The 25113-nt window shown below is 64.5% G+C and carries 23 protein-coding genes; 15 read left to right on the top strand and 8 right to left on the bottom strand.

Annotated features, from left to right (window positions below; translation table 11 throughout):
• Positions 1 to 157 precede the first annotated feature (157 nt).
• The 14 genes from U0023_RS20595 to lpxB all read left to right on the top strand — a co-directional run bounded on the left by U0023_RS20595 (position 158) and on the right by lpxB (position 14667).
• Entirely contained in the window at positions 158 to 1180 is a 1023-nt protein-coding gene (locus U0023_RS20595; protein WP_009491139.1) for a 30S ribosomal protein S2, read from the top strand.
• A gap of 105 nt (positions 1181 to 1285) precedes the next feature.
• On the top strand, positions 1286 to 2215 hold the full coding sequence (tsf, locus tag U0023_RS20590; protein ID WP_009491140.1) for a translation elongation factor Ts: 930 nt from the start codon (positions 1286 to 1288) through the stop codon (positions 2213 to 2215).
• A 71-nt stretch (positions 2216 to 2286) separates the two neighbouring features.
• Positions 2287 to 3000: a UMP kinase gene (pyrH, locus tag U0023_RS20585; RefSeq protein ID WP_009491141.1), complete on the top strand. Its 714-nt coding sequence runs from the start codon at positions 2287 to 2289 to the stop codon at positions 2998 to 3000.
• Between the two features lie 72 nt (positions 3001 to 3072).
• A complete protein-coding gene (gene frr / locus U0023_RS20580) occupies positions 3073 to 3633 on the top strand; it encodes a ribosome recycling factor (protein ID WP_009491142.1) in 561 nt (186 codons plus the stop codon).
• Between the two features lie 27 nt (positions 3634 to 3660).
• Positions 3661 to 4428: an isoprenyl transferase gene (locus U0023_RS20575; protein WP_009491143.1), complete on the top strand. Its 768-nt coding sequence runs from the start codon at positions 3661 to 3663 to the stop codon at positions 4426 to 4428.
• Between the two features lie 26 nt (positions 4429 to 4454).
• Positions 4455 to 5288 (top strand): phosphatidate cytidylyltransferase, encoded by an 834-nt coding sequence (locus U0023_RS20570; RefSeq protein WP_052600490.1) that lies wholly within the window; start codon positions 4455 to 4457, stop codon positions 5286 to 5288.
• A 6-nt stretch (positions 5289 to 5294) separates the two neighbouring features.
• Complete coding sequence (gene dxr / locus U0023_RS20565) at positions 5295 to 6476, top strand: 1-deoxy-D-xylulose-5-phosphate reductoisomerase (protein ID WP_009491145.1); 1182 nt, start codon at positions 5295 to 5297, stop codon at positions 6474 to 6476.
• A gap of 20 nt (positions 6477 to 6496) precedes the next feature.
• Positions 6497 to 7660 carry an RIP metalloprotease RseP gene (gene rseP / locus U0023_RS20560; protein WP_009491146.1) on the top strand — a complete coding sequence of 388 codons (1164 nt, stop codon included), beginning with the start codon at positions 6497 to 6499 and terminating at the stop codon, positions 7658 to 7660.
• 165 nt (positions 7661 to 7825) lie between these two features.
• Positions 7826 to 10216: an outer membrane protein assembly factor BamA gene (gene bamA, locus U0023_RS20555; protein ID WP_009491147.1), complete on the top strand. Its 2391-nt coding sequence runs from the start codon at positions 7826 to 7828 to the stop codon at positions 10214 to 10216.
• 38 nt (positions 10217 to 10254) lie between these two features.
• A complete protein-coding gene (gene lpxD, locus U0023_RS20550) occupies positions 10255 to 11319 on the top strand; it encodes a UDP-3-O-(3-hydroxymyristoyl)glucosamine N-acyltransferase (protein WP_009491148.1) in 1065 nt (354 codons plus the stop codon).
• A gap of 40 nt (positions 11320 to 11359) precedes the next feature.
• Entirely contained in the window at positions 11360 to 11824 is a 465-nt protein-coding gene (gene fabZ / locus U0023_RS20545) for a 3-hydroxyacyl-ACP dehydratase FabZ (RefSeq protein ID WP_009491149.1), read from the top strand.
• A complete protein-coding gene (lpxA, locus tag U0023_RS20540; protein ID WP_009491150.1) occupies positions 11824 to 12633 on the top strand; it encodes an acyl-ACP--UDP-N-acetylglucosamine O-acyltransferase in 810 nt (269 codons plus the stop codon). Before fabZ ends, lpxA begins: the two co-directional genes overlap by 1 nt.
• Positions 12633 to 13496, top strand: a complete 864-nt coding sequence (locus tag U0023_RS20535) for an LpxI family protein (RefSeq protein WP_009491151.1) — start codon at positions 12633 to 12635, stop codon at positions 13494 to 13496. Before lpxA ends, U0023_RS20535 begins: the two co-directional genes overlap by 1 nt.
• Positions 13489 to 14667 (top strand): lipid-A-disaccharide synthase, encoded by a 1179-nt coding sequence (lpxB, locus tag U0023_RS20530; RefSeq protein ID WP_009491152.1) that lies wholly within the window; start codon positions 13489 to 13491, stop codon positions 14665 to 14667. Before U0023_RS20535 ends, lpxB begins: the two co-directional genes overlap by 8 nt.
• A gap of 51 nt (positions 14668 to 14718) precedes the next feature.
• Here the strand turns inward: lpxB and U0023_RS20525 are convergent, their stop codons facing one another.
• The 3 genes from U0023_RS20525 to gltX all read right to left on the bottom strand — a co-directional run bounded on the left by U0023_RS20525 (position 14719) and on the right by gltX (position 18131).
• On the bottom strand, positions 14719 to 15111 hold the full coding sequence (locus U0023_RS20525) for a hypothetical protein (RefSeq protein WP_154661012.1): 393 nt from the start codon (positions 15109 to 15111) through the stop codon (positions 14719 to 14721).
• A 122-nt stretch (positions 15112 to 15233) separates the two neighbouring features.
• The gene (gene gltA / locus U0023_RS20520; RefSeq protein WP_009491154.1) at positions 15234 to 16526 is read right to left on the bottom strand and encodes a citrate synthase; all 1293 of its coding nucleotides are present in this window, start codon (positions 16524 to 16526) and stop codon (positions 15234 to 15236) included.
• A 174-nt stretch (positions 16527 to 16700) separates the two neighbouring features.
• Complete coding sequence (gltX, locus tag U0023_RS20515) at positions 16701 to 18131, bottom strand: glutamate--tRNA ligase (RefSeq protein WP_009491155.1); 1431 nt, start codon at positions 18129 to 18131, stop codon at positions 16701 to 16703.
• A gap of 253 nt (positions 18132 to 18384) precedes the next feature.
• Here gltX and U0023_RS20510 point away from each other — a divergent pair, with 253 nt between their 5' ends.
• Positions 18385 to 20682, top strand: coding sequence for a ComEC/Rec2 family competence protein (locus U0023_RS20510; RefSeq protein ID WP_154661013.1), 2298 nt, complete (start codon positions 18385 to 18387; stop codon positions 20680 to 20682).
• A gap of 59 nt (positions 20683 to 20741) precedes the next feature.
• On the opposite strand, the gene lexA is transcribed toward U0023_RS20510, so the two are convergent.
• From lexA to trpD, 5 genes are all read right to left on the bottom strand, one after another.
• The gene (gene lexA, locus U0023_RS20505) at positions 20742 to 21446 is read right to left on the bottom strand and encodes a transcriptional repressor LexA (RefSeq protein WP_009491157.1); all 705 of its coding nucleotides are present in this window, start codon (positions 21444 to 21446) and stop codon (positions 20742 to 20744) included.
• A gap of 113 nt (positions 21447 to 21559) precedes the next feature.
• Positions 21560 to 22816: a molybdopterin molybdotransferase MoeA gene (locus U0023_RS20500; RefSeq protein WP_009491158.1), complete on the bottom strand. Its 1257-nt coding sequence runs from the start codon at positions 22814 to 22816 to the stop codon at positions 21560 to 21562.
• Positions 22813 to 23289, bottom strand: a complete 477-nt coding sequence (gene moaC / locus U0023_RS20495) for a cyclic pyranopterin monophosphate synthase MoaC (protein ID WP_009491159.1) — start codon at positions 23287 to 23289, stop codon at positions 22813 to 22815. The genes U0023_RS20500 and moaC overlap by 4 nt, the downstream gene beginning before the upstream one ends.
• Positions 23286 to 24086, bottom strand: coding sequence for an indole-3-glycerol phosphate synthase TrpC (gene trpC, locus U0023_RS20490; protein WP_009491160.1), 801 nt, complete (start codon positions 24084 to 24086; stop codon positions 23286 to 23288). Before trpC ends, moaC begins: the two co-directional genes overlap by 4 nt.
• 8 nt (positions 24087 to 24094) lie before the next feature.
• Positions 24095 to 25108, bottom strand: a complete 1014-nt coding sequence (gene trpD / locus U0023_RS20485) for an anthranilate phosphoribosyltransferase (protein ID WP_009491161.1) — start codon at positions 25106 to 25108, stop codon at positions 24095 to 24097.
• Between the last annotated feature and the right edge of the window lie 5 nt (positions 25109 to 25113).

Below are 25113 nucleotides of genomic sequence, written 5' to 3'. Positions count from 1 at the left end.
GCGAGGACGGGTAATGTCGGGCTTGCATTCCAGCCCCTTTACCCCTATATGCGCGCCTATCCCACACGCGGAATCAACCTCATAAGTCCATGAGGTATCCCGGTGGCCGGTCGGACCGGTCCACTGATCCGCGGAGGCTTAACCGGAGAATAAAACTATGGCGCTTCCCGATTTCTCGATGCGCAGCCTGCTTGAGGCTGGCGCTCACTTTGGCCACCAGGCTCACCGTTGGAACCCGAAGATGGGGCAGTACATCTTCGGCACCCGCAACAACATCCACATCATCGACCTTGCCCAGACGGTTCCGATGCTGCACCGTGCCCTCCAGGCCGTCAGCGACACGGTGGCCAAGGGCGGTCGCGTGCTTTTCGTCGGCACCAAGCGTCAGGCTTCCGATGCGGTCGCCGACGCGGCCAAGCGTTCGGCCCAGTACTATGTCAACTCCCGCTGGCTCGGCGGCATGCTGACCAACTGGAAGACGATCTCCGGCTCGATCCAGCGCCTGCGCAAGGTCGACGAGATCCTCGCCGGCGGCGGCCAGGGCCTCACGAAGAAGGAGCGCCTCATGCTCGCCCGTGAGAAGGAAAAGCTTGAGCGCGCTCTCGGCGGCATCAAGGACATGGGCGGCACGCCCGACCTGATCTTCGTCATCGATACCAACAAGGAGCAGCTGGCGATTCAAGAGGCCAAGCGCCTCGGCATCCCGGTGGCTGCCATCGTCGACACGAACTGCGACCCGGACGGCATCACCTTCCCGGTTCCGGCCAATGACGACGCCGGCCGCGCGATCTCGCTCTATTGCGACCTGATCGCCCGTGCCGCACTCGATGGCATCTCCCGTGGCGCCGGCGCAATGGGCATCGACATCGGTGAGTCCGAGAACCCGATGGCCGAGGAGCTTCCGGCGAACGATACAGCTGTTGCCGCCTATGAAGGTGAGCAGTTCGAGCGTCTGGCGGCTCCCCGTGGCGCTCCCGACGACCTGACCAAGCTGAACGGCGTCGGCCCGCAGCTCGAGAAGAAGCTCAACGAGGCCGGTATCTTCCACTACTGGCAGCTGGCAGCCATGCAGTCGGGCGATGTCGCTCAGCTCGACAAGGACCTGAAGCTGAACGGCCGCCTCGAGCGCGACGGCTGGATCAACCAGGCCCGCTCGATGATCGAAGCCGCTGCTGCGTAAGCCTTACGGCGCCGCACGATGCAGCGCCGCTTGAACGAATGATCGAGCCCGGCGTTCCATGAGCGCCGGGCTCCCTCTATGCGTGAACCTTTGAAAGGAAAAGCCATGGCGAACATTACCGCTGCGATGGTGAAAGAGCTGCGCGAGACGACCAGCGCCGGCATGATGGACTGCAAGGCCGCTCTCGCCGAGACCAACGGCGATATGGAGGCCGCGATCGACTGGCTCCGCAAGAAGGGCCTGTCGAAGGCCGCCAAGAAGGCCGGTCGCGTCGCTGCCGAAGGCCTCGTGGCCGTCGAGTCTTCCGGTCACACCGCCACGATCCTCGAAGTCAACTCCGAGACGGACTTCGTCGCCCGCAACGACCAGTTCCAGGCCTTCGTGCGCGAAGCCGCCAAGATCGGCCTGATGGGCAACGGCACCATCGAGTCGCTCGAAGCTGCCAGCTTCCCGGGCTCCTCCACGACCGTGAAGGACCGCCTGCAGGAGCTCATCGCCACCATCGGCGAGAACATGACCCTGCGTCGCATCGCCAAGCTCGAAGTATCGAAGGGCGTGATCGCCTCCTACGTGCACAACGCCGTCAGCGAAGGCCTCGGCAAGATCGGCGTTCTCGTGGCGCTCGAGTCCGAGGGCGATGTCGATGCGCTCAGCACGCTCGGCCGTCAGATCGCCATGCACGTGGCCGCCACCAGCCCGGTGGCTCTCGATGCCTCCGGCGTCGATCAGGCGACCATCGAGCGCGAAAGCGCGATCCTGCGTGACAAGAACGCCGGCAAGCCGGACCATGTCATGCAGAAGATCATCGAGAGCGGCCTGAAGAGCTACTTCAAGGAAGTCACGCTCCTGGAGCAGCCCTTCGTTCACGATCCTTCGAAGACCGTGACCCAGGTCCTCAAGGAAGCCGAGTCCAAGGCCGGCAAGCCGGTGACCCTCAAGGCCTTCGTCCGCTATGCCCTCGGCGAGGGCATCGAAAAGGAGGAGGCTCCGGACTTCGCGGCCGAAGTGGCCGCCCAGGCCGGTCTCAAGGCCTAAATCGAACCCAGGAAAACGGCGGCTCTTCAGCCGCCGTTTTCATGAGAAGTCTCGAAAAGAAAGGTCTGATGATGGCAACGTTCCGGCGCATCCTGGTGAAGCTTTCCGGTGAGGCCTTGATGGCTCCCGACGGCTACTGGCTCGACACTCAGATCCTGTCCTCCCTGGCCGAGGATCTGGCCCAGGCGACGCGGGCCGGCTTCGAGATTGCCGTCGTCATCGGCGGCGGCAACATCATTCGCGGCGCCCGCATGAGCGCCGCCGGCTGGATCGACCGACCCACGGCTGACTCGATGGGCATGCTCGGAACGGTCATGAACTCCCTTGCCGTCGAGACCGCCCTCAATGCGGCAGGCGTGCCGGCCCGCACCATGTCGGCGGTCTCCATGCCGACAATCTGCGAGACCTATGCCCGCCAGCCGGCCCTCCACCACCTCGACAAGGGGCAGGTCGTGGTCCTGGCGGGCGGTACCGGCAACCCCTTTTTCACGACCGATACCGCTGCCGTCCTGCGTGCCGCCGAGCTCCGCTGCGACGCGGTTCTGAAAGCGACGCAGGTGGACGGCGTCTACTCGGCCGATCCGAAGAAGGACCCTTCAGCTATCCGATTCGACCGTCTGACCCATGACGAGGCAATCGCCAAGGATCTGAAGGTCATGGATACGGCTGCGTTCGCCCTGGCGCGCGAGAGCAAGCTCTCCATCATCGTCGGTTCGGTGCACGCTCCCAGCTCGGTAACGGCTCTTCTCCAGGGGAAAGTGCCCTCGACGATCGTCGCCCCTTGATCCTAGGGCCTTGATGCCGGACCCTGGGAAGCGTAAGCCCGTTTTAACTAGTTCGCGTAAGGACAAAATCTGATGGCCACGACCTTTGATCTCGCCGATGTGAAGCGCCGCATGCAGGGCGCCATCAACGCTTTCAAGAACGACCTGGCTAGCCTTCGCACCGGGCGCGCCTCCCCGAACCTTCTCGATCCCATTCAGATCGACGCCTATGGCTCCCTGATGCCGATTACCCAGGTCGCCACGATCAACGTTCCGGAACCGCGCCTTCTGAGCGTCCAGGTTTGGGACCGGGGCATGGTGGCCGCCGTCGAGAAGGCGATCCGGGAGTCGGATCTCGGCCTCAATCCGCAGACGGAGGGTCAGGTGATCCGCCTCCGCATCCCCGAGATGAACGAGCAGCGCCGCAAGGAGATGGTGAAGGTCGCTCATAAATACGCCGAGGAGGCGAAGATCGCCGTTCGCCACGTGCGCCGCGATGGGCTCGATCTGCTCAAGAAGCTTGAGAAGGACAGCACGATTAGCGAGGATGACGGCAAGCGTCATGCTGACCAGGTTCAGAAGGCCACCGATCAGTTCGTAGCCGAAATCGACGGGCTTCTGGTGTCCAAGGAAAAGGAAATCATGCACGTCTGACCGTCAGGCGTGCATCGGGACGGAAATATGAGCGGCGAAGCCAAGCGGACGGCTCCCATCCTCGCCCAGCGAGAGGCGGTCGAGGGGATGCCAAGCCATGTTGCCATCATCATGGATGGAAACGGACGCTGGGCCGCACAGAGAGGGCTGCCCCGGTTCGAGGGGCATCGGAAGGGGATCGAGGCGATCCGCCGTGCGGTGCGAACCGCGACGGATCTCGGCATCGGGTACCTGACGGTTTACAGCTTCTCGGCCGAGAACTGGCGGAGGCCCGTCGACGAGGTCTCCTACCTCATGGGCCTGCTCAAACGCTTCGTCCGGCACGATCTGGCCGAGCTTCACGCCAACAACATCCGCGTCCGGATCATCGGAGAGCGCGAGGGATTGGCCTCCGACATTCGCCTGCTGTTGGACGAGGCGGAGCATCTCACCCGGTCCAATACGGGCCTGACGCTCGTTATCGCGTTCAATTACGGCGGGCGCCAGGAGATCGTGGGCGCCATGCGGGCTCTTGCCCTCAAGGTGAAGGAAGGGACGCTCGACCCCGCCGATATCGATATGGCCACGGTCGGGCTAGCCCTTGATACCCATGATATTCCCGATCCGGATCTGGTCATCCGGACCTCGGGCGAGCAGAGGGTATCGAACTTCCTGACGTGGCAGACGGCCTATTCCGAGTTTGTCTTCCTGCCCTGTTTCTGGCCGGATTTCGACGAGACCGCGTTCAGGTCCGCCATTGACGAATATTTCAGGCGCGACCGCCGGTTCGGCGGCCTGAGCGTTCGGGCGGGCTGACGATGGTCTCGGACCAAGGATCAAGCTTGCCTTCCAATTCGAAGCCTGCCCCATCCAAGGAACTGACGGCACGCGTTCTTTCGGCTCTGGTCATGGTCGCCATAGCCCTGTTGACGGCCTATTGGGGCGGGTGGCCCTTCGCCCTGTTCTGGCTCGCGGCCGGCATCGCCATCATGATCGAATGGACCCGCATGACGGCTGTGGAGCCGCGCCTGCCGGTGCAGGGCGTTCTTGCGGTCGGCCTCGCTGTCCTGACTGCTCTTTTCCTGGCGAATGCGAGCTTGAGCGTCTTCATTGCCGCGGGGCTGCTCTTCCTGGCTGCAGGCACGCTCCTGGCGCGCGGCAACGGCAACAGAATCTGGGCGGCATCGGGATTTCTTTACGCGTTGCCGATCGTGCTCGTTCCACCGATCGTCCGTGAGCATCCCGAACTCGGCATCCTGGGCCTGCTATGGATGTTCGCCGTCGTGTGGGCGACGGACATCGCCGCCTATTTCACGGGCCGGACCTTCGGCGGACCGAAATTGTGTCCGCCCATCAGTCCGAAGAAGACTTGGTCCGGGTTCATGGGGGGCGTCGTAGCGGCAGCCCTTGGCGGGGTGCTGGTCGCCTGGGTAGGGCAGAAATTTGGCCTGGGACTTCCATTCGGACTCCTCGGCACGGCGGTCATCTCCGTCGTCGCCTCTGTTGCGAGCCAGATCGGAGATCTCGGCGAGTCGGCTCTCAAGCGCCATTGCAACGTCAAGGATTCGAGCCATCTTATCCCGGGTCATGGCGGCGTGATGGACCGCCTGGATGGTTTCTGGGCCGTATGCCTGATCGCTGCGGCCGTTCTTTCGACGATTCACTCCATCCCATAGGCATTGATGACCCGTTCCCTTACGATTCTCGGAGCCACCGGTTCAATCGGCCGCTCGACGGCCGACGTCGTTCTGGCCCATCGGGACGAGTTCCGCATCGAGGCCGTCGTCGGTGGGCGCGATGCTCCGGCGCTCGCTAAAATGGCCCGCGAACTCGGCGCCAATTTTGCCGCCCTTGCCGATGAGCGCGGGGGCGAGGCGCTGAGGGAAGCCCTGGCGGGAACGGGAATCGCCAGCGGGGCGGGGCCATCGGCCGTTCTCGATGCGGCCGAGCGTGACGCCGACATTGTTCTCGCCGCCATCAGCGGCACGGCCGGCCTGGCTCCGACCCATGCGGCCCTGAAGGCGGGGCGGCGGATTGCCCTCGCCAACAAGGAAAGTCTCGTCAGCGCAGGCGCCGCCTTCATGGCCGATGCCCGGCAACGCGGCGTGGAAATCATGCCGGTGGATTCCGAGCATAACGCCCTCGACCATGCTCTTGCGGCAGGGTTGGGGAGGGATGTGGAAAAGGCGGTTATAACCGCCTCTGGAGGCCCCTTCCGCTCCTGGACGAGGGAGGCCATCGCGGCGGCCGGCGCCAAGGAGGCATCGGCTCACCCGGTCTGGTCCATGGGGTCGAAGATCAACATCGACTCGGCCACCTTGATGAACAAGGGTCTCGAGCTGATCGAGGCGCATCACCTGTTCGATCTCCCGGAGGAGCGGCTCGACGTTCTGGTTCACCCGGAGGCGATCGTCCACGGCCTCGTGCAGTGGAGCGACGGTGCCGTTACGGCCGGGCTTGCCCTTCCCGACATGAAGGTCCCGATCGCGAACGCCTTGCGCAATCAGGGGCGCCTCACCATGGACCTGCCCCGTCTCGATCTTGCCGCGATCGGACGATTAAGCTTCGAACGCCCTGACGAAGAGCGGTTTCCGTGCCTATCTCTGGCTAAGGCCGCACTCAGGGCCGGGGGAGCGATGCCCACCATCCTGAATGCAGCCAATGAGATCGCCGTTGAATCCTATATGGCAGGCCATATCAGGTTCTATGATATTTCGGAGATCGTCGAGCGCGTCTGCTCAATGTTCTCGGGAAGACGGATCTCCGCGCCGGCGACCGTGGCAGATGCTCTCGGGATGGACCAGGAAGCCCGGCAAGTGACACGGCAGCTCATTCCGACCTATGCTGAAGCGACGCGGCCCTAGAGCGCGCGAAAGGGATGACGATGGACGTTCTTTCGATGATCAGCGGTGCGACAGGCTCCCTGTTCCTGACCCTGATCTCTTTCCTGGTGGTTCTCACGGTCGTCGTGTTCATCCACGAGTTCGGCCATTTCTGGGTCGGTCGCCTGTGCGGCGTCGGGGTGACGGCCTTTTCCATCGGCTTCGGGCGCGAGCTGGTCGGGTGGACCGACAGGAAGGGGACCCGCTGGAAGATCTGCGCGATTCCCCTGGGCGGCTATGTCAAGTTCGTCGGCGACCTCAATGCCGCGAGCGTCCCGGACCAGAAAGAGCTCGACCGCATGCCGCTGGCGGAGCGCTCGATCAGTTTTCCCCATCAGAATGTTGCCAAGCGCGCCGCTATCGTTGCGGCAGGGCCCATCGCCAATTTCATCCTGGCCATCGCCATCTTCGCGGGCTTCAACTACTTCAGCGGGCGGCAGGTGCTCGAGCCGAGGATCGAGGCGGTCCAGCCCGGGAGCGCGGCCGAGAAGGCCGGCTTCCAGCCCAAGGACCTGATTCTCACCGTCGACGGCCGGCAGATCCAGACCTTCGCCGACATGCAGCTGATCGTGAGCTCCAGTGCCGGTGAGCCGCTCGAGTTCACGGTCGAGCGCAACGGGCAGACGGTTAACCTAACGGCAACACCGAATCTCGTCGAAAGGACCAGCCCGTTCGGCAAGCAGCGCATCGGGCTCCTCGGGGTCGAGGCCTCGCGCGATCCCGCGGCGATCAAGCGCCTGACCTATTCCCCTTGGGGAGCCGTCAAGGCGGCCGTAGGGGAAACCTGGAGCCTCGTCGAACGGACGCTCAACTTCATCCGCCGCCTCGCCATGGGGTGGGAATCGACCGATCAGCTCTCCGGTCCCATCGGAATCGCCAGGGCTTCCGGGACCGCATTCGACGTGGGAGGGGTCTACAGCCTGGTGAGCCTGATCGGGTTCATGTCGGTCTCGATTGGACTTATTAACCTATTTCCCATTCCGCTGCTGGATGGCGGCCATCTTCTGTTCTATGCCATTGAAGCGGTTCGCGGGCGTCCTTTGAGCGAAAAAGCCCAGGAAATCGGCTTCAGAATAGGGTTTGCCCTGGTGGGAATGCTCATGCTGTTCGCCACCTGGAATGATCTTGTTCACCTTGGCACCAGTTTTCTGGCCCGGGGATCGTGACAAGGACGCCACGCTATTTAAAAATTGGTACTCTGTTGTGGATGTGCCGTTTGCAATGACGGCGAAAGTTTGTACAAGCGGTCCACACAGATAAGGTTGGCGGCACTCGTCTCCAACCTGCGGGGCCTCCTCGCTAGGGACAGAATATAAAGAACGGGCCAGTTGATGATGTCGACGACCACGCCTCGCCGGAAAAAACCGGCCACTACTGCCATTGTCGCGATCAGCGCGCTCATGGCCGGAATTACTGCCGCGGAGAGCGCCTTCGCGCAGCAGGTGGCACCGGGGAATCGCCGTGCTTCGGCCTCGCAGGGACCTATCGTCAACCGCGTCGTGATCGAAGGTAACAAGGGCGTCGAGAAGGCCCTGATCCAGGACCAGCTCCAGGCCCGCGGCCGTGCGCCCTACAATCAGGCCGCCGTGGATGCCGACGTTCAGCGCATCCTCGAGATCTACCGCCGCTCGGGTCGTGGTCTCGCCCAGGTGACTCCCCGTCTGGTCGATCTGCCGAACGGCACGGTCGACGTGGTCTACACCATCAACGAGGGTGACAAGACCGGCGTGAAGGAGATCCGGTTCGTCGGGAACAGCCAGGTCTCGTCCAGCCGCCTGCGCGGCATCATGCAGACGAGCGAGTCGAATCTCCTGAGCTTCCTCAAGAGCAACGACGTCTACGATCCGGATCGCCTGTCGAACGACCTCGATCTCATTCGCCGGTACTACCTGAAGAACGGCTATGCCGATTATCAGCTCGTTTCCAGCGACGTTCAGTTCGACCCGAATGCCGGCGGTTACGTCATCACGATCACCGTGAACGAGGGCGAGCAGTACCGTTTCGGCAATGTGAGCGTCGATCCGCGCCTCTCCGGCGTGGACCCCGAGGCCGTGCGCAAGGGCATCGCGACCTCCGAGGGCTCGACCTACAACGCGGAAGCCGTCGAGAAGTCGGTCCAGGCGCTGACCACGAACGTGGCCCGTCAGGGCAACCCGTTCGCCCAGGTGCGCCCGGTCGGCACACGCGATCCTTCGACCCGCACGGTCAACCTCGCCTATGTGATCGAGGAAGGTCCGCGGATCTACATCGAGCGCATCAACGTGCGCGGCAACAGCCGTACCCGCGACTACGTGATCCGTCGCGAGTTCGAGCTGGGCGAGGGCGATGCCTACAACCAGGTTCTGGTCGATCGCGCCGAGCGCCGCCTGAACAACCTCGGCTACTTCAAGCGCGTTCGCATTTCGAACGAGCCCGGATCCTCGGCTGACCGCGTGGTCGTGAACGTGGATGTGGAAGACCAGTCCACCGGCTCGTTCGCCATCTCGGGTGGTTACTCGACGGCGGACGGCTTCATCGGCGAAGTCTCGGTCACCGAGACCAACTTCCTCGGCCGGGGCCAGTTCGTCCGTCTCGCCGGTCAGCTCGGCCAGCGCGCCCACGGCGTCGACTTCTCGTTCACGGAGCCGTATTTCCTCGGCTACCGGATGGCGGCGGGTATCGACCTGTACTCGAAGTTCAGCGACCAGACCCGCTATGCTCGTTACGAGAACCGGGTGACGGGCGGTACGCTGCGTCTCGGCCTTCCGATCACGGAAGAGTTCTCCGTCACGGCCCGCTACTCGCTCTTCCAGCAGTCGGTGGATATCCCGAACGACATCAAGCAGCCCTATAACGACTGTTCGGCTCCGATCCCGGGCTATACGGTCCTGAACCCCGATGGAGTTCCGAACCGCGCATTCTGCGAAGGCAACGGCGAAGCATCCCTGGCCATCAAGCAATCGCAGGGCGACACCATCACGTCGCTGGCCGGCTTGACGTTCAACTACAACACCCTCGACAACATCCGCGACCCGCGTAACGGCTTCTACGCCGAAGTGAAGACGGACTTCGCCGGCCTCGGCGGCGACTCCCGTTACTTCCGCGTGACCGGCGATGCCCGCTACTACCGCGAGCTGTTCGAGGACGTGGTCGGTATCGCCCGTGTCCAGGGTGGTCACATCATCGGCTTCGACAACAACAACGACGGCGGCGACAACGGCAATCTGCGCATCGTCGACCACTTCTTCATGGGCCCGTCGCTGGTCCGCGGCTTCGCCCCGAACGGCATCGGTCCGCGTGACATCTCGAGCCTTGACAGCCGTGCGAACGCGGTCGGCGGTACCACCTATTTCGGCGGTTCGCTCGAAATGCAGTTCCCGATCTGGGGTCTGCCGCGTGAGCTTGGCCTGAAGGGCGCGATCTTCGCCGATGCCGGTACCCTGTTCGGCTACGAGGGCCCGACCCGGTTCGCCCTGAATGGCGGCAGCATCCTCGATCCCGCCGATGCCGGCGTCTGCGTGCAGAACCCCACCGTACCGCAGAACTGCATCAACGTGCTCGACAGCAAGGTGATCCGCTCCTCCGTCGGCGCCTCGGTGCTGTGGAGCTCGCCGCTCGGTCCGATCCGCTTCGATTACGCCTATGCGCTCACCAAGGAAGAGGGCAGGCTCCTTCCGAACGGCACCCGGGTCGGTGAAGACCGCACCCAGGCCTTCCGGTTCACGGGCGGCACTCGCTTCTAATCGGGGAGGGCGCCGATCGGCGCCCTCACTTATTTTTCATGACAGAATCCCAATTCTTTCCGCAAGCCAAGACGCTGACATTGCGTCAGGTGGCGGAGATCGCGAATGCAGCGCTCCCCGACGGTACCGACGGGGAGTTTTTGCTTAAGGGCGTCGCTCCCCTGGAGAGCGCGGGCCCTGGCGATCTCGCCTATATGGACAATCCGGCCTATGTGGGAGCCTTGGCCGCGACGCGGGCGCGGGCCTGCCTCGTGACCCCGCGTTACGCCGCGAAGGTTCCTCCCCAGACCGTCGCCATCGTGACCCCGCAGGCCTATCGGGTGTTCGCCCAGGTGCTCGCGATCCTGTTCCCCTCCGCCATGCGGCCGGAATCCTCCTTCGCATCGTCCGGAATCTCCCCCGGCTCCTTCGTCCATCCATCCGCCCGGTTGGAACACGGGGCGCGGGTCGATCCCGGCGCCGTCGTCGGTCCCTATGCGGAGATCGGGGCAGGGACCCTGATCGGCGCTCATTCCGTGATCGGAGCCCACGTCAAGATCGGCCGCGATTGCTCGATTGCCGCCCATGTGAGCGTGTCCCACGCCTTCATCGGCAACCGGGTCATCCTTCATCCGGGCGTGCGCATCGGACAGGATGGATTCGGCTTTGCCATGGGACCGCAAGGGCATCTGAAGGTGCCGCAGGTCGGGCGGGTCATCATCCAGGACGATGTGGAGATCGGAGCGAATTCGACCGTGGACCGGGGCGCCAGTCGCGATACGGTCATCGGCGAAGGGACGAAGATCGACAATCTCGTGCAGATCGCCCACAACGTGGTGATCGGCCGCCACTGCGTGATCGTCGCCCAGGTCGGCATTGCCGGCTCGACCACCATCGAGGATTACGTGGCCCTCGGCGGCAAGGTCGCCGTCAAGGGGCACGTGCGGATCGGCATGGGGGCCCAGATCGCGGCGACGAGCGGCGTCAACGGCGATGTCCCGCCCGGCGCCCGGTGGGGCGGCACTCCCGCCCGTCCCATGCGCGACTGGTTCCGCGAGATCACGGCCCTGAAAAAGCTTGCATCCCGGGGCGATTCCGCCAAAGACGACGATGCGTCTTCATAACGTTTGTTGAAGGCATCCACTACCGCCTGGAGTTCACGTCATGTCCGAAGCGCCCACCACGCTTCAAACCGCCGATATCATGGAGATTCTGGAGCTTCTGCCGCACCGGTATCCGTTCCTCCTGGTCGACAAGATCATCGAGATCGACGGCGACAATTCGTGCATCGGCATCAAGAACGTCACCTTCAATGAGCCACAATTCACGGGCCATTTCCCGTCTCGGCCGATTTTCCCCGGCGTCTTCCTGATCGAGGCCATGGCGCAGACGGCAGGTGCCATCTGCGTCAAGGCCAAGATGGCGGAGCAGGCCAAGCCGAAGCAGGTATTCTTCATGACCATCGACAAGGTGAAGTTCCGCAGGCCGGTGGAGCCCGGAGACCGGGTCGAGTTCCACATGAAGAAGCTGAACAATCGCCGCAACATGTGGTGGTACAAGGGCGAGGCCAAGGTGGACGGCACCCTCGTCTGCGAAGCCGAGGTCAGTGCCATGCTGGTGCTCGAATAATGGAAACCGTGATTCATCCGACCGCCGTCATTGAGGACGGTGCGAAGGTCGGCCCGGGCGTCAAGATCGGTCCCTTCTGCACGGTGGGACCGGAGGTTGAACTGGGCGAGGGCTGCCAGCTCATGAGCCATGTGGCTCTGGCCGGGCGGACGAAAATCGGCCCTCGGACGCGAATCTTTCCATTCGCATCCATCGGCCACATCCCGCAGGACCTGAAGTACAAGGGCGAGCCCTCGACCCTCGAGATCGGCGCCGATTGCATGATCCGCGAAGGCGTGACCATGAACCCCGGTACGGAAGGCGGCGGGCTGCGCACGATCATCGGCGACCGTTGCGCCTTCCTGGCCAATTCGCATGTGGGCCACGACACGAAGGTCGGCAACGATTGCATCCTGTCCAACAACGTGATGCTGGCGGGCCACGTCACGGTGGGCGATTTCGTGATCTTCGGCGGCGGCTCCGCCGTGATCCAGTTCGCGCGCGTCGGCTCCCACGCGTTCGTGGGCGGCATGTCGGGCCTCGAGAACGATCTCATTCCCTATGGCATGGCCATGGGCAACCGGGCGCATCTCGCCGGCCTGAACATCATCGGCCTGCGTCGCCGCGGCTTCACCCGTGAGCAGATCCACGACATCCGTCGCGCGTATCGCCTGCTCTTCGCAGACGAGGGCACCTTGTCCGAGCGGGTCGAGGACGTGGCCGGGGAGTTCGACCAGCATCCCTTCGTGCACGAGATCCTCGACTTCATCCGTGAGGGCGGCGATCGCGCCATCTGCACGCCGCGGGATCCGGTCAGCTCGGCAGGCTAATGTCCAAAGGCCCGATCGCGATTATCGCCGGGGCCGGGCAACTTCCCATCCAACTCTTGGATCACCTGGAGCGGACGGGACAGGAGGTGCGCGTTCTCGCCTTCCGCGGCTTCGCGGAAGCGGAGCTGCAGCGCCGCGCCCATGCCACCGTCGATCTGCTCGACCTCAAGACCATCATGACCACCCTGGAGGGATGGCGGCCGCAGGCCGTCTCGCTCGTCGGTGCCGTGCGGCGTCCCGGCTTCTCCGCGCTTCTGAGCGCCTATTCCCTCCTGCGGAACATGCACGAGGTGAGGGAGGTGATCACCCGCGGAGACGATCAGGTCCTGCGTGGAGCGGTGATGCTGCTGGAGGAGCGCGGCCACCGGGTCGTCGGCGCCCATGAGCTCGCGCCCGATCTGGTCGCTTCCCGGTCGCTGAGCGGCAGCCGCTCGCCCAATGCGGACGATCGTGAAGCGATCACTGTGGGGCTCGATCTTCTCAAGTCGCTGTCGGCTTTCGATATCGGCCAGGGGGCCGTCGTCGCCCGCCGGCATGTTCTGGCGATCGAGGGACCCGAGGGCACCGACCGGATGATCCGGCGCGTCATGAAGATGCGCCAGACCTGGTTCGGCCTGCGCCGGCGCGAGGAAGGCGGGGTGCTCATCAAGGCCGCCAAGCGCGGCCAGGACCTGAGGGTCGACATGCCGACCATCGGCCCCCGCACCATCACCGAGGCCGCAAGGGCAGGGCTGTCGGGCATCGCCGTCGGGGCGGGCTCCACGTTCGTGCTGGAGCAGGAGAAGACCCTGCACACGGCCGATAGGCTCGGCCTGTTCCTCGTGGCCGTGGACCTGCCCTGGATGGAGAATTCCCTTGGCTGAGGACAAGCCGCTCACGATCTGGATCGTCTCAGGCGAGGAATCGGGCGATCAGCTCGGCGCCAAGCTGATGCGCTCCCTGAAGGCACGGTTCGGGCGGGAGCGCCTGCGCTTCGGCGGCGTCGGCGGGCATGCGATGGAGCGCGAAGGCCTGCAGAGCCTGTTCCCACTTGAAGAGATCGCCGTGATGGGTTTCTCAGCGGTGATCGCGCGGTTGCCGTCGATCCTGAAGCGCATCCGGTTCACGGCCGATGCCGTGGTCGCGGCGAAGCCCGACATGCTCGTCATCATCGACAGTCCGGATTTTACCCACCGGGTCGCCAAGGCCGTCCGGAATCGGGCGCCGGGCATTCCCATCATCGATTATGTCAGCCCCTCCGTCTGGGCCTGGAGGCCCGGCCGCGCGCCGAAGATGCGGGCTTATGTGGATCACCTGCTGGCGCTTCTGCCCTTCGAGCCGGAGGCGCACCGGCGCCTCGGCGGTCCGCCGACAACCTATGTCGGTCATCCGCTGATCGAGCGGCTCGGCGAGATCCGGCCTGCTCCCGGCGAGCGGGAGAAACGCGATCAGGGGCCGGTCAAGCTGCTCGTCCTGCCGGGCAGCCGCCGCTCGGAAGTAAGCCGTCTCATGGAGCCGTTCGGCGAGGCTTTGGCCCTCCTGGCGGAACGCTCGCCGCGCCCCTTCGAGGTCACGATTCCGGCCGTGGCGCATGTCGCGCAGGAGATCAGGACAAGGGCCGAAACCTGGAGCGTGAAGCCGACCATCGTCGAAGGCGAGGCAGCCAAATGGGCCGCTTTTCGAGCCGCCGACGCGGCGCTCGCCGCCTCCGGCACCGTGACCCTGGAGCTCGGGCTTTCCGGCGTGCCGATGGTGGTGGCCTATCGCGTTTCGAAGATCGAGGAAGTGCTGAAATACCTCATCAAGGCCCCGTCCATCGTGCTGACCAACCTGGTTCTCGGCGAGAACGTCATTCCCGAACTCATCCAGTGGGACTGCACGCCGGAGAAGCTCGCGGACGCGCTTCTTCCGCTTCTGAGCGACACTTCTGAACATCAAAGACAGCTCGCGGCGTTCAGCAAGCTCGACGAGTTGATGAAGATCGGCGACGAGGCGCCGAGCGAGCGGGCGGCGAGGATCGTAGAAGAGGTTCTTGAGGCAGGATGTAAGGCTTGAAGCGTCCTGTAGAGCTGATTCTACTGGCATGGGATCAGCCCTCTTCTTTGCCTAGCCGCCTTCGCCATGGTCCATGCGCGTGTTCAGGATACGCTCATAAGCCGCTCTACAAATCGGCAAATCAGGGCAGCTTGGAATAATCATCATTGGCACAACAACGACGAGTGCCGCAGCGATGATCATGAGCGACATGCGGGCAGCAGTGACCGCTTTGTCCATGACGCCGAGATAGAGAAAATAGAATCCCTGAATGAAACAGGTTGCGATGAGTATCTGCAGCGGTCGAAGCGTCTGCCTTTCATAAGGGGTCAGCCCTCCGTCCGGAAATCCTTGCATGCTTTGCGCGGTATAGGACCCTAGTGCCAGCAGCATGCATATGAGTGCCCAGGCTATCGCTACATATCGTGCCGATTGTTTTTCTGCTTGGAATTCGTTGGGCGACATGGGAAACACCGATCGGATAGGTATAGTAACACTATGTCATCGGATTTTTAAACTGTCCCAAGCAAGACCTGCCAAAAGAAAAGGCCCCAAAAAGGGGCCTTTCAAATTTCATGGGATGAAATTTACCCGCGCTGGGCGACCGTCACGTAGTCGCGTTCCGTCTCGCCGGTATAGAGCTGGCGCGGACGGCCGATGCGCTGGGACGGATCCTCGATCATCTCGCTCCACTGGGCGATCCAGCCGACCGTGCGGGCCAGTGCGAACAGCACCGTGAACATGGAGGTGGGAAAGCCCATCGCCTTGAGGGTGATGCCCGAGTAGAAGTCGATGTTCGGGTAGAGCTTCTTCTCGATGAAGTACTCGTCCTTGAGGGCGATCTGCTCGAGTTCCACGGCCACGTCGAGGAGCGGGTCGTCCTTGATGCCGAGTTCGTTGAGAACCTCGTGGGTGGTCTTCTGCATGATGCGGGCGCGCGGATCGTAGTTCTTGTAGACCCGGTGGCCGAAGCCCATGAGGCGGAACGGATCGTTCTTGTCCTTCGCCTTGGCGATGTATTCCGGAATGCGGTCGGGCGTGCCGATCTCTTCCAGCATCTTCAGGGCTGCTTCGTTGGCGCCGCCGTGAGCGGGGCCCCACAGGCAGGCGATGCCGGCCGCGATGCAGGCGAACGGGTTGGCGCCCGACGAGCCTGCGAGACGCACGGTCGAGGTCGAGGCGTTCTGCTCGTGATCGGCGTGCAGGATGAAGATCCGGTCCAGCGCCCGCGAGAGCACCGGGTTGACCTTGTATTCCTCGGCAGGGACCGCGAAGCACATGCGCAGGAAGTTGGACGTGTAGTCGAGCTCGTTCTGCGGATACACGAAGGGCTGGCCGATCGAGTACTTGTAGGCCATCGCGGCGAGCGTCGGCATCTTGGCGATCATGCGCATCGACGCGATCATGCGCTGGTGCGGATCCGAGATGTCGGTGGAGTCGTGATAGAAGGCCGAGAGGGCGCCCACGGAAGCGACCATGATCGCCATCGGGTGCGCGTCGCGGCGGAAGCCGGTGAAGAACCGGTTCATCTGGTCATGCACCATGGTGTGGCGCGTGACGCGATAGTCGAAATCAGCCTTCTGGGCGGCGGTCGGCAGCTCTCCGTAGAGCAGCAGGTAGCAGGTCTCGAGGAAGTCGCCGTGCTCGGCCAGCTGGTCGATGGGATAGCCGCGGTAGAGCAGGATGCCCTTGTCGCCGTCGATATAGGTGATCTTCGACTCGGTCGCGGCCGTCGAGGTGAAGCCGGGGTCGTAGGTGAACATCCCGGTCTGGGCGTAGAGCTTCGAGATGTCGATGACGCTCGGGCCGATGGTGCCTTCTTTGACCGGCAGTTCCACGGACTTGTTGTCGACGGTGACGGTGCTGGTGTTGGAACTCATGCGTCATGGCCCTTTCAAAAAGGAGGCCGGGCAGAACCTAGTGCAACCGGTGGATCGGAGAAGGCCTCCGGGGCTGCGGAACCGAGGTTTGCCGGTCGGTCGGGAGGTTAATGGCGCCTTGGGTAGCTTATCCGTGGGAACGGAGCAAGCACGTCTAAAGGCGAGAAACGCCTGCTATGCAGCAGGCGCATCCTTGGTTTGGTCGCTCAGGCGCGACAGGGTTTCGTCCTTGCCGAGAACCTCCATCACGTCGAAGATTCCAGGCGAGGTGGCGCGTCCCGTCAGGGCGGCCCGGAGCGGCTGGGCGACTTGGCCGAGCTTGGCCCCGATGGCCTCGGCGTGCTCGCGCACGACCGCTTCCACGCTCGCCGCCGACCAGTCGGACACGGCTTCGAGTCTTTCGGGAAGACCCACAAGGCGCGACCGGCCGTCCGCGATGAGGCTTGCGGCCTTCTCGTCCAGGTGCAGCGGGCGCTGCGCGTAGAGGTAGTAAGCGCTGTCGAGCAGTTCCACGAGGGTCTTCGCACGCTCCTTGAGGCCCGGCATGGCGGCGATCAGCTTCTGCCGCAGGGCGGGCTTGAAGGTGCGTCCCAGGTGATGCTCGTCCTTGTCGAGTTCCGGCAGAAGATCCTCGAGAGCCTGCACCAGCCGCTCGTCGTCGGCCTGGCGCATGTAATGCCCGTTGAGGTTCTCCAGCTTGGCGAAGTCGAAGCGGGACGGCGATCGGCCGATGCTGCCGAGATCGAAGACGTCGATCATCTCCTTCGTGGAGAAGATCTCCTGGTCGCCATGGCTCCAGCCGAGACGGACGAGATAATTGCGCAGGGCCTCCGGCAGGTAGCCCATGCTGCGATAGGCTTCTACGCCCAGCGCCCCGTGCCGCTTCGATAGCTTGGCTCCGTCGGGGCCATGGATGAGTGGAATATGAGCCATCTTCGGCACGTCCCAGCCGAGCGCCTGATAGATCTGGGTCTGGCGCGCCGCATTGGTCAGGTGATCGTCGCCGCGGATGACGTGCGTGACGCCCATGTCGTGATCGTCGACCACGACGGCGAGCATGTAGGTGGGCGTGCCGTCCGAGCGCAGCAGAACGAGGTCGTCGAGATCCTTGTTCTGCCACACCACGCGGCCCTGTACTTCGTCCTCGACCACGGTCTCGCCCTCAGTGGGCGCCTTGAGACGTATGACGGGCTTGACGCCCTCGGGAGCCTCTGACGGGTCGCGGTCGCGCCAGCGGCCGTCATAGCGCAGGGGACGGCCCTCCTTGCGGGCAGTCTCGCGCATCTCCTCCAACTCCTGCTGGCTCGCATAGCAGTAATAGGCGCGGCCCTGGGCGAGAAGGCTCTCGGCGACCTCCTTGTGACGGGCCGCACGGGAGAACTGATAGACCACGTCCCCGTCCCAATCGAGGCCGAGCCATTTCAGGCCGTCCAGAATGGCCGCGATGGCGGCGTCCGTGGAGCGTTCCCGGTCCGTGTCTTCGATGCGCAGCAGCATCTTGCCCCCATACCGCTTGGCATAGAGCCAGTTGAAAAGGGCCGTGCGTCCCCCTCCGATATGCAGGAAGCCGGTGGGAGAGGGGGCGAAGCGGGTGACGACGGTCATCGCAGGAAACCTTGAGTAAAAACATGTGGCCGCGCGGCTTTTCCATCCGCAGCGTCATCCGACTCAATCCACAGGATGGTTTGGGCCGGAGCGTGCGGTCGTCTAGCGCATCGTGCGGAAAAGTGGGCCCGGTTTTCCGCGCCCGACGATGCGCCAGACTGAAGAATAAGCATCGAATGGATCCCAAAAGTGGAATCCACTTTTGGGTTCGATGCTCTAGCATGCGCCGAGACCCGCGTTAAGCCGAAGCCCAATGGAAGACAACCAAGCAAAGCCCCGCAGGATCCCGCGCAGCATGGCGCGGGCCGTGGCGCTGCCCTTGTCCTCAGGCATACCTCTGATCTGGAGCCTCCCGGACGGCCGCGCCTGGTTGTCCCGGAACATGGCCCTGGAGGTCGAGCAGCGCCGGCTTTTCCCCTGGATCGCGATCTTCTTCGGGATCGGCATCGTGTTGTTCTTCCAGGCCGATGGCCAGCCGGCGCTCTGGGCGCCGGTGGGCGCCTTTGGGCTTTTCGGCGCTGCCGCGATCGCCTCTCGCCGCCACCTGACGGTCTTTTCAATCCTGATCGCGCTCGCGGCGCTCCTTGCCGGCTTCTCGGCCGGGGCGATCCGTGCCCGCAGCGTGGCGGCGCCTGCCCTGACACGCCTCGTCATCGCACCCGTGACGGGATTCATCGAGACCGTCGAAGACCGGGAGGGCGGAAAGCGGCTGCTTCTGCGCCTGACGGGGATGATGGGTGTCGCGGATGCGGGGCGGCCTGAGCGCATACGCGTTTCAGTCCGCAGCGGCGAGGGGCTCTCCCCCGGTCAGCTGATTGCCGGCACAGCGCGGCTTCTTCCGCCGCCCCAGGCGGCATGGCCCGGCGGCTACGACTTCGCCCGCGACGCCTCCTTCAAGGGAATTGGCGCCGTCGGCTCCATGGTCGGACAGGTTCGCCGGATCGATTCACCGCAAAGGCCGGGCTGGTCGCTCTGGCTGGCGGCACGGGTCGACGAGGCGCGCAATGCGCTGACCGAGCGCATCGCCTCGGCCATCGGAGGAGCGGCCGGAGGCGTCGGCGCGGCGTTGGTGACCGGTAAACGCGGCCTCATTCCCGAACCGACGAATGATGTGCTTCGGGCCGCCGGCATCTACCACATCGTGTCGATCTCGGGACTTCACATGGTGCTGGCGGCAGGCACTTTCTTCTGGGTCGTGCGCGCGCTCCTCGCCCTCGCGCCGGGGGTCGCTCTGCTCTGGCCGGTGAAGAAGATGGCCGCCGTCGCGGCCATGGCCGGCGCCACGATCTACTGCATCTTCTCAGGCTCCGATGTCGCCACCGAACGTTCGCTCGTTATGACGCTCGTAATGTTCGGCGCGATCCTCGTCGATCGCCCCGCCCTGAGCATCCGAAACCTGTCGATTGCCGCACTCATCGTGCTGGCGCGGGAGCCGGAGGCGTTGCTGGGACCGAGCTTTCAGATGTCCTTCGGCGCCGTCGCGGCCATGATGGCGCTCGTCCCATTGATGCACCGGCCGAGGCTGGAAGGCGCGCGCGGCGGCTTCGTCGCGCGAGGCGTCTCGTGGATCGGAACGGCCATGCTCGGTCTCGTCACGACGACGCTCGTGGCGAGCTTCGCGACGGCACCCTTCGCGGCCTATCATTTCCAGAGCCTCAATCCCTACGGCCTGATCGGAAACGCGCTCGCGCTGCCGCTCGTCTCGCTGATCGTCATGCCGTCCGCCCTTCTCGGCGTTCTCGCCTATCCCTTCGGCCTCGACCGCCCGATCTGGCAGTTCATGGGAATGGCCGTGTCGCAGGTGCTCGACGTCTCGGCCTGGGTCGGAGGATTCAGTGGCTCGACCCTGGTTGTGCCGGCATTGGGAGGCGCAGCGCTCGTTCTCCTGAGCCTCGGGCTCATCCTCGTATCCGTGCCGGCTTCCGCCCTGAGGTGGATGGCTCTCGTGCCGGCCGGGGCCGGGCTGGCCTTCGCCGCGACACCGGATCGCTACGACGTCTTTATCGACAGGGACGGGGCAGGGGCGGCCATTCGCGCCAAGGGGGGACGGCTCGCGCTCGTCGGGCGGCCGTCCGATTTCGTCGCGGAGCAATGGCTGCGTGCGGACGGGGATGCGAGAAACGCCGATGACGGAAGCCTCAGGCAGGAGGCGAAGTGCGACGCCGCAGGCTGCGTTGTCGCTGCGGCAGGAGGACGATGGGTCGCCTTCGTCCAGGATTTCACGGCTTTCGAAGAGGATTGCCGGCGCGCCACAGTGATCGTCACAAGGCTCAAGGCACCGCCGATATGCAAGGCGTCCTTCGTCCTGGATGGTGACGATCTGAAGGAGCGCGGTGCGACCACGATCCGCTTCAACCCCGAGACGGTCGAACTGCGTTCCGTCAGAAAGGGACGGGAGGTCAGAACGTGGGCCGGCAAAGAAGTACACCGGGCAGACGTTTCGTCTGCTCCGGAAATCCCACGTCGCGCGCGGCCTGTCCCGGAGCAGGATTTTCCTGAGGAAGACCTCAATGCATCCGACGAGAGTTCGACGTCACGCCCGATGCATTGAGGTTCCGGTCTTGCGTATCTCTGCACGCAAGACCGATTTCCACTTTTGGGTCCGAGGCTTCAGTACCGGCGAACCAGACTGACGAGCTTGCCCTGGATCTTGACCCGGTCGGGGCCGAGCACGCGCGTCTCGTAGGCTTGGTTGGCGGCCTCGAGCGCGATGGAGGAACCGCGACGGCGGAAGCGCTTCAGGGTCGCCTCCTCGTCATCGATCAGAGCCACGATGATATCGCCCGTATTGGCCGTATCCTGGCGGCGGATCACCACGAGGTCGCCGTCGAGAATGCCGGCTTCCACCATCGAGTCGCCACGCACCTCAAGGGCGAAGTGATCGCCCTGGGCAAGAAAATCGCCCGACAGGGTGATGGAATGGCTGCGGGTCTGGATCGCAGAGATCGGCACACCGGCGGCGATCCGGCCCATGACGGGGATCGACATTTCCCGGTCGCGCGGATCGGCGGCCGGTTGGGGCGCGGCCTTGCTCTTGCCGGCGAGACCACCCTCGACCACGCTCGGCGTGAAGCGCCGCTGGCTCCCAGCGCCGCTGGTGCTCTCCGGCAGCCGGATCACCTCCAGCGCTCTGGCGCGATTCGGAAGACGGCGGATGAAGCCGCGTTCTTCGAGCGCCGTGATGAGGCGGTGGATGCCGGATTTGGACTTGAGGTCGAGCGCATCCTTCATCTCGTCGAAGGATGGCGGCACCCCGGTTTCACGCAGCCGCTCATGAATGAAGCGGAGCAATTCGTGCTGTTTGCGCGTCAGCATGGCTGGCCCTTACTGCCCCTGTGGAGGCGATTCTGAAACAAATCGAGAACAAGGTAACCGTTCTTGCTGTGTTCCGCAAGCCTGAGTATTCGAGCGGCGTCATAAAAGATGCCTCAGCAGAAGCGGTCCAGCCGAATGATGCGGCACGGCTCGCCTGCGACGGCCGCCGGAGCATGGGGCGGACGCACGAGCAGGGCGTCGGACCGTTCCAGGATGCTCAGCATGGAAGAATCCTGCAGCAGGTGCGGCATCGCGACGGGAAGCATCACGCGCTCGGTGCCGTGGGCGAGGCTCAAGGGCACATCCTGGAGGGCGAGCGCGGCGCGCAGATAGTCCTGGCGTTCCCTGTTGGCCGGCAGGTCCGCGCCCAGAATCGCGTCCTCCGCCGGGTCTTCGGCGGCCCTCTGGTCGCCCAGGAGCGCGCGGATCGCGGGAATCAGGAACAGGACGGCGCAGACGAGGGAGGAGACCGGATTGCCCGGAAGGCCCAGAAGCAGGGTTGGTCCGAGGCGTCCATGCATGAGCGGCTTTCCGGGCCGCAGCGCCACGCGCCAGAATCCGAGATCCATGCCGTGGCGACTCAAGGCCTTCTGCACGAGGTCGTGCTCGCCCACGGACGCGCCGCCCAGGGTCACGAGAATGTCGGCTTGCGCGTCCTTGGCGAATTGAATGCGCTCGTCGAGCGATTCGAGCGTGTCGCGGGCGATGCCGAGATCGATGGCTTCAGCCCCGGCTTTCTCAACCATCAGGATCGTGGCCGGCAGGCTGGAGGCGGTGATCTGGTCGGGGCCGACCGGTTCACCCGCCCGGACCAGCTCATCGCCCGTGGCGAGAATGGCGACGCGGGGCTTGCGGTGGACGGACAGCGTTCCGTGGCCCATGGCGGCCGCGAGCGCGATATGGCGGGAATCGAGACGAAGGCCTGTCTGCAGCAGCACGTCGCCGGAGCGGAAGTCGAGCCCGGCCACGCGGATGTGCCGGTTGGAGCGGGGCGCTTCCTTCACCGTCACCTGGTCGCCGGAGCGTTCCGTGTCTTCCTGCAGCACCACCGCATCAGCCCCTTCGGGAACGGGGGCTCCGGTGAAGATCCGCACGGCTTCCATGGCACTGACCGTGCCCGTGAAGCGCCTGCCCGCCGCGCTCTCGCCGATGACCCGCAGATGGGCTGGAATGGCGGAGCAATCGGCGCTGCGCACCGCATAGCCGTCCATGGCGGATGCCGGGAAGGGCGGCTGGTCGCGCAGCGCGCTGACGTCCTCCGCCAGCGTCCGGCCCGCGCAGTCGGCCAGGGGAATGCGTTCGATCCCGACCGGCTTCTCGACGTTCGCCAGAACGCGGGAGAGAGCATCCTCGACCGAAATCAGGCTCATGGCGCTTCAAAATCTCCCGAGCGGCCGCCGCTTTTTCGGCGCAGGCGAATATGCTCGATCCGCATCCCTTTATCGGCCGCCTTCACCATGTCGTAGATGGTCAGGCAGGCGACGGAGACGGCGGTCAGCGCCTCCATCTCGACGCCGGTCTGGCCCGACACCTTCACCTCGGCGCTCACGCGGATACCGGGAAGGGTGTCGTCGAGGGTGCAGTCGACCTTCACCTTCGAAATTAGCAACGGGTGGCACAGGGGAATGAGTTCGTGCGTGCGCTTGGACGCCATGATCCCGGCGAGCCGCGCCGTGCCCAGGACGTCGCCCTTCTTGGCCTCGCCATGACGGATCAAGTCCAGCGTTTCGGCCTGCATGATGACGCATCCCTCGGCGATCGCCGTGCGGCTGGTGACGCTCTTGTCCGAGACGTCGACCATGCTGGCCTGGCCCGTTGCATCGAGATGCGTGAGTTTCGTCATGCTGCCTCGCCGAACAGAAGCCTCCGGGTCGCCGCCGCTACATCGGCCTGCCGCATCAGGCTCTCGCCCACCAGGAAGGTGCGGATATCGACCTTCGACAGCCGCTCGATATCCGACAGGGTGAAGATGCCGCTCTCGCCGACGACGATCTGGTCGGACGGGATCAGGGGCGCCAGCTCCTCGCTGACGTGAAGCGACACCTCGAAGGTGCGGAGATTCCGGTTGTTGATGCCGACCAGTTTCGTGCCGAGCGCCAGGGCGCGTTCCAGCTCCGCGCGGTCGTGCACCTCGACCAGCACATCCATGCCGAGATCGTGCGCCGTGTCGATCAGGGCGCGGGCCTCGTCGTCGGAGACGCTCGCCATGATGACGAGGATGCAATCGGCCCCCCAGGCGCGGGCCTCGTAGACCTGATAGGGCTCGAACAGGAAATCCTTGCGCAGGGCGGGCAGGCCGGAGGCTTCGCGTGCCTGGGACAGATATTCGGGCCTGCCCTGGAAGGACGGCTCGTCCGTGAGCACCGACAGGCAGGTGGCGCCGCCTTCGGCATAGGCGCGCGCCAGGCTCGGCGGGTCGAAATCCGGGCGGATCAGGCCCTTCGACGGGCTTGCCTTCTTCACCTCGGCGATGAGGGCGGGCCGCCCCTCGGCGAGATGGCGCTCGATGGCTTTCGCGAAGCCGCGCGGCGCGGAGGCGGCGCGGGCGCGGCGCTCGATCTCGCTCTGCGAAACCGCCGCTTTCGCCGCCGCGATCTCCTGCCGCTTGTAGGCTTCGATCTTGCTGAGAACATCGGCCATGGCGGCGCTCAAGCGTTCGAGACTTCGACGAGGCGCTCGAGGGTCGCCTTGGAGGCGCCGCTGTCGAGAGCCCGCGAGGCGCGGTCGAGGCCATCGCGTAGGTTCTCGGCCTCGTCGGCGATCACGAGTGCGGCCGCCGCGTTGAGCAGGGACACGTCCCGGTAAGGCGTGCGGGCGCCGTCCAGAACCGCGCGCAGCTGAGCGGCGTTGTGCTCCGGGTCGCCGCCGCGCAGATCGTCGAGCGACACGGTCGGCAGGCCGACCTCTTCGGGCGTCACGGTGAAGCGGCGGATCGCGCCGTTCTCCAGCGCGGCCACGAAGGTCGGACCGGTGGTCGTCATCTCATCGAGGCCGTCCGAGCCATGCACAGTCCAGACCTTCTGGGAGCCGAGCTCCTTCAGAACCTGGGTGAGCGGCTCGATCCAAGCTTCTGAAAACACGCCGAGAAGCTGCCGCTTGGCTCCGGCCGGATTGGCCAGGGGGCCGAGCAGGTTGAAGATCGTGCGGGTTCCGAGCTCGACGCGCACCGGAGCCACGTGCCGCATGGCGGCGTGGTGGGTCTGCGCGAACATGAAGCAGAGCTTCGTCTCGTCCAGGCAGCGTTCCAGCTCCTCCGGGGCGAGACCGAGCTTCAGCCCCAGGGCCGACAGGACATCCGCCGTGCCGGATTTCGAGGAGGCCGCCCGGTTGCCGTGCTTGGCCACAGGAACGCCGCAGGAGGCGACGATGATCGAAGCCAGCGTCGAGATGTTGTAGCTGCCCTTGTGATCACCGCCGGTGCCGACAATGTCGATGGCCTTTTCGGGAGCCTTGACCCGCAGCATCCGGCCGCGCATCGCTGTCACCGCGCCGACGATTTCCTCGAGCGCCTCGCCGCGAACCCGCAGAGCCATCAGGAAAGCACCGCCCTGGGCAGGCGTCACCTCGCCGGAGAGCAGGTCGTCGAAGGCATCCCGCGCCTCGTCGCGCGTCAGCGATGCGCCGGTGGCGACCTTGGCGAGGTAGGATTTGAACGATTCCATCGGTT

This window comes from Microvirga lotononidis, from assembly GCF_034627025.1.
GTDB lineage: Bacteria > Pseudomonadota > Alphaproteobacteria > Rhizobiales > Beijerinckiaceae > Microvirga > Microvirga lotononidis.
The sequence above is the reverse complement of the archived record's forward strand: the minus strand, read 5'-3'. Positions and strand labels throughout refer to the sequence as shown.

What these genes read in the sequence shown, in the direction of transcription:
- U0023_RS20595 (WP_009491139.1), top strand. Translation starts at nt 158, where the DNA reads ATGGCGCTTCCCGATTTCTCGATGCGCAGCCTGCTTGAGGCTGGCGCT.
- tsf (WP_009491140.1), top strand. Translation starts at nt 1,286, where the DNA reads ATGGCGAACATTACCGCTGCGATGGTGAAAGAGCTGCGCGAGACGACC.
- pyrH (WP_009491141.1), top strand. Translation starts at nt 2,287, where the DNA reads ATGGCAACGTTCCGGCGCATCCTGGTGAAGCTTTCCGGTGAGGCCTTG.
- frr (WP_009491142.1), top strand. Translation starts at nt 3,073, where the DNA reads ATGGCCACGACCTTTGATCTCGCCGATGTGAAGCGCCGCATGCAGGGC.
- U0023_RS20575 (WP_009491143.1), top strand. Translation starts at nt 3,661, where the DNA reads ATGAGCGGCGAAGCCAAGCGGACGGCTCCCATCCTCGCCCAGCGAGAG.
- dxr (WP_009491145.1), top strand. Translation starts at nt 5,295, where the DNA reads ATGACCCGTTCCCTTACGATTCTCGGAGCCACCGGTTCAATCGGCCGC.
- rseP (WP_009491146.1), top strand. Translation starts at nt 6,497, where the DNA reads ATGGACGTTCTTTCGATGATCAGCGGTGCGACAGGCTCCCTGTTCCTG.
- bamA (WP_009491147.1), top strand. Translation starts at nt 7,826, where the DNA reads ATGATGTCGACGACCACGCCTCGCCGGAAAAAACCGGCCACTACTGCC.
- lpxD (WP_009491148.1), top strand. Translation starts at nt 10,255, where the DNA reads ATGACAGAATCCCAATTCTTTCCGCAAGCCAAGACGCTGACATTGCGT.
- fabZ (WP_009491149.1), top strand. Translation starts at nt 11,360, where the DNA reads ATGTCCGAAGCGCCCACCACGCTTCAAACCGCCGATATCATGGAGATT.
- lpxA (WP_009491150.1), top strand. Translation starts at nt 11,824, where the DNA reads ATGGAAACCGTGATTCATCCGACCGCCGTCATTGAGGACGGTGCGAAG.
- U0023_RS20535 (WP_009491151.1), top strand. Translation starts at nt 12,633, where the DNA reads ATGTCCAAAGGCCCGATCGCGATTATCGCCGGGGCCGGGCAACTTCCC.
- U0023_RS20525 (WP_154661012.1), bottom strand. Translation starts at nt 15,111, where the DNA reads ATGTCGCCCAACGAATTCCAAGCAGAAAAACAATCGGCACGATATGTA.
- gltA (WP_009491154.1), bottom strand. Translation starts at nt 16,526, where the DNA reads ATGAGTTCCAACACCAGCACCGTCACCGTCGACAACAAGTCCGTGGAA.
- gltX (WP_009491155.1), bottom strand. Translation starts at nt 18,131, where the DNA reads ATGACCGTCGTCACCCGCTTCGCCCCCTCTCCCACCGGCTTCCTGCAT.
- U0023_RS20510 (WP_154661013.1), top strand. Translation starts at nt 18,385, where the DNA reads ATGGAAGACAACCAAGCAAAGCCCCGCAGGATCCCGCGCAGCATGGCG.
- lexA (WP_009491157.1), bottom strand. Translation starts at nt 21,446, where the DNA reads ATGCTGACGCGCAAACAGCACGAATTGCTCCGCTTCATTCATGAGCGG.
- U0023_RS20500 (WP_009491158.1), bottom strand. Translation starts at nt 22,816, where the DNA reads ATGAGCCTGATTTCGGTCGAGGATGCTCTCTCCCGCGTTCTGGCGAAC.
- moaC (WP_009491159.1), bottom strand. Translation starts at nt 23,289, where the DNA reads ATGACGAAACTCACGCATCTCGATGCAACGGGCCAGGCCAGCATGGTC.
- trpC (WP_009491160.1), bottom strand. Translation starts at nt 24,086, where the DNA reads ATGGCCGATGTTCTCAGCAAGATCGAAGCCTACAAGCGGCAGGAGATC.
- trpD (WP_009491161.1), bottom strand. Translation starts at nt 25,108, where the DNA reads ATGGAATCGTTCAAATCCTACCTCGCCAAGGTCGCCACCGGCGCATCG.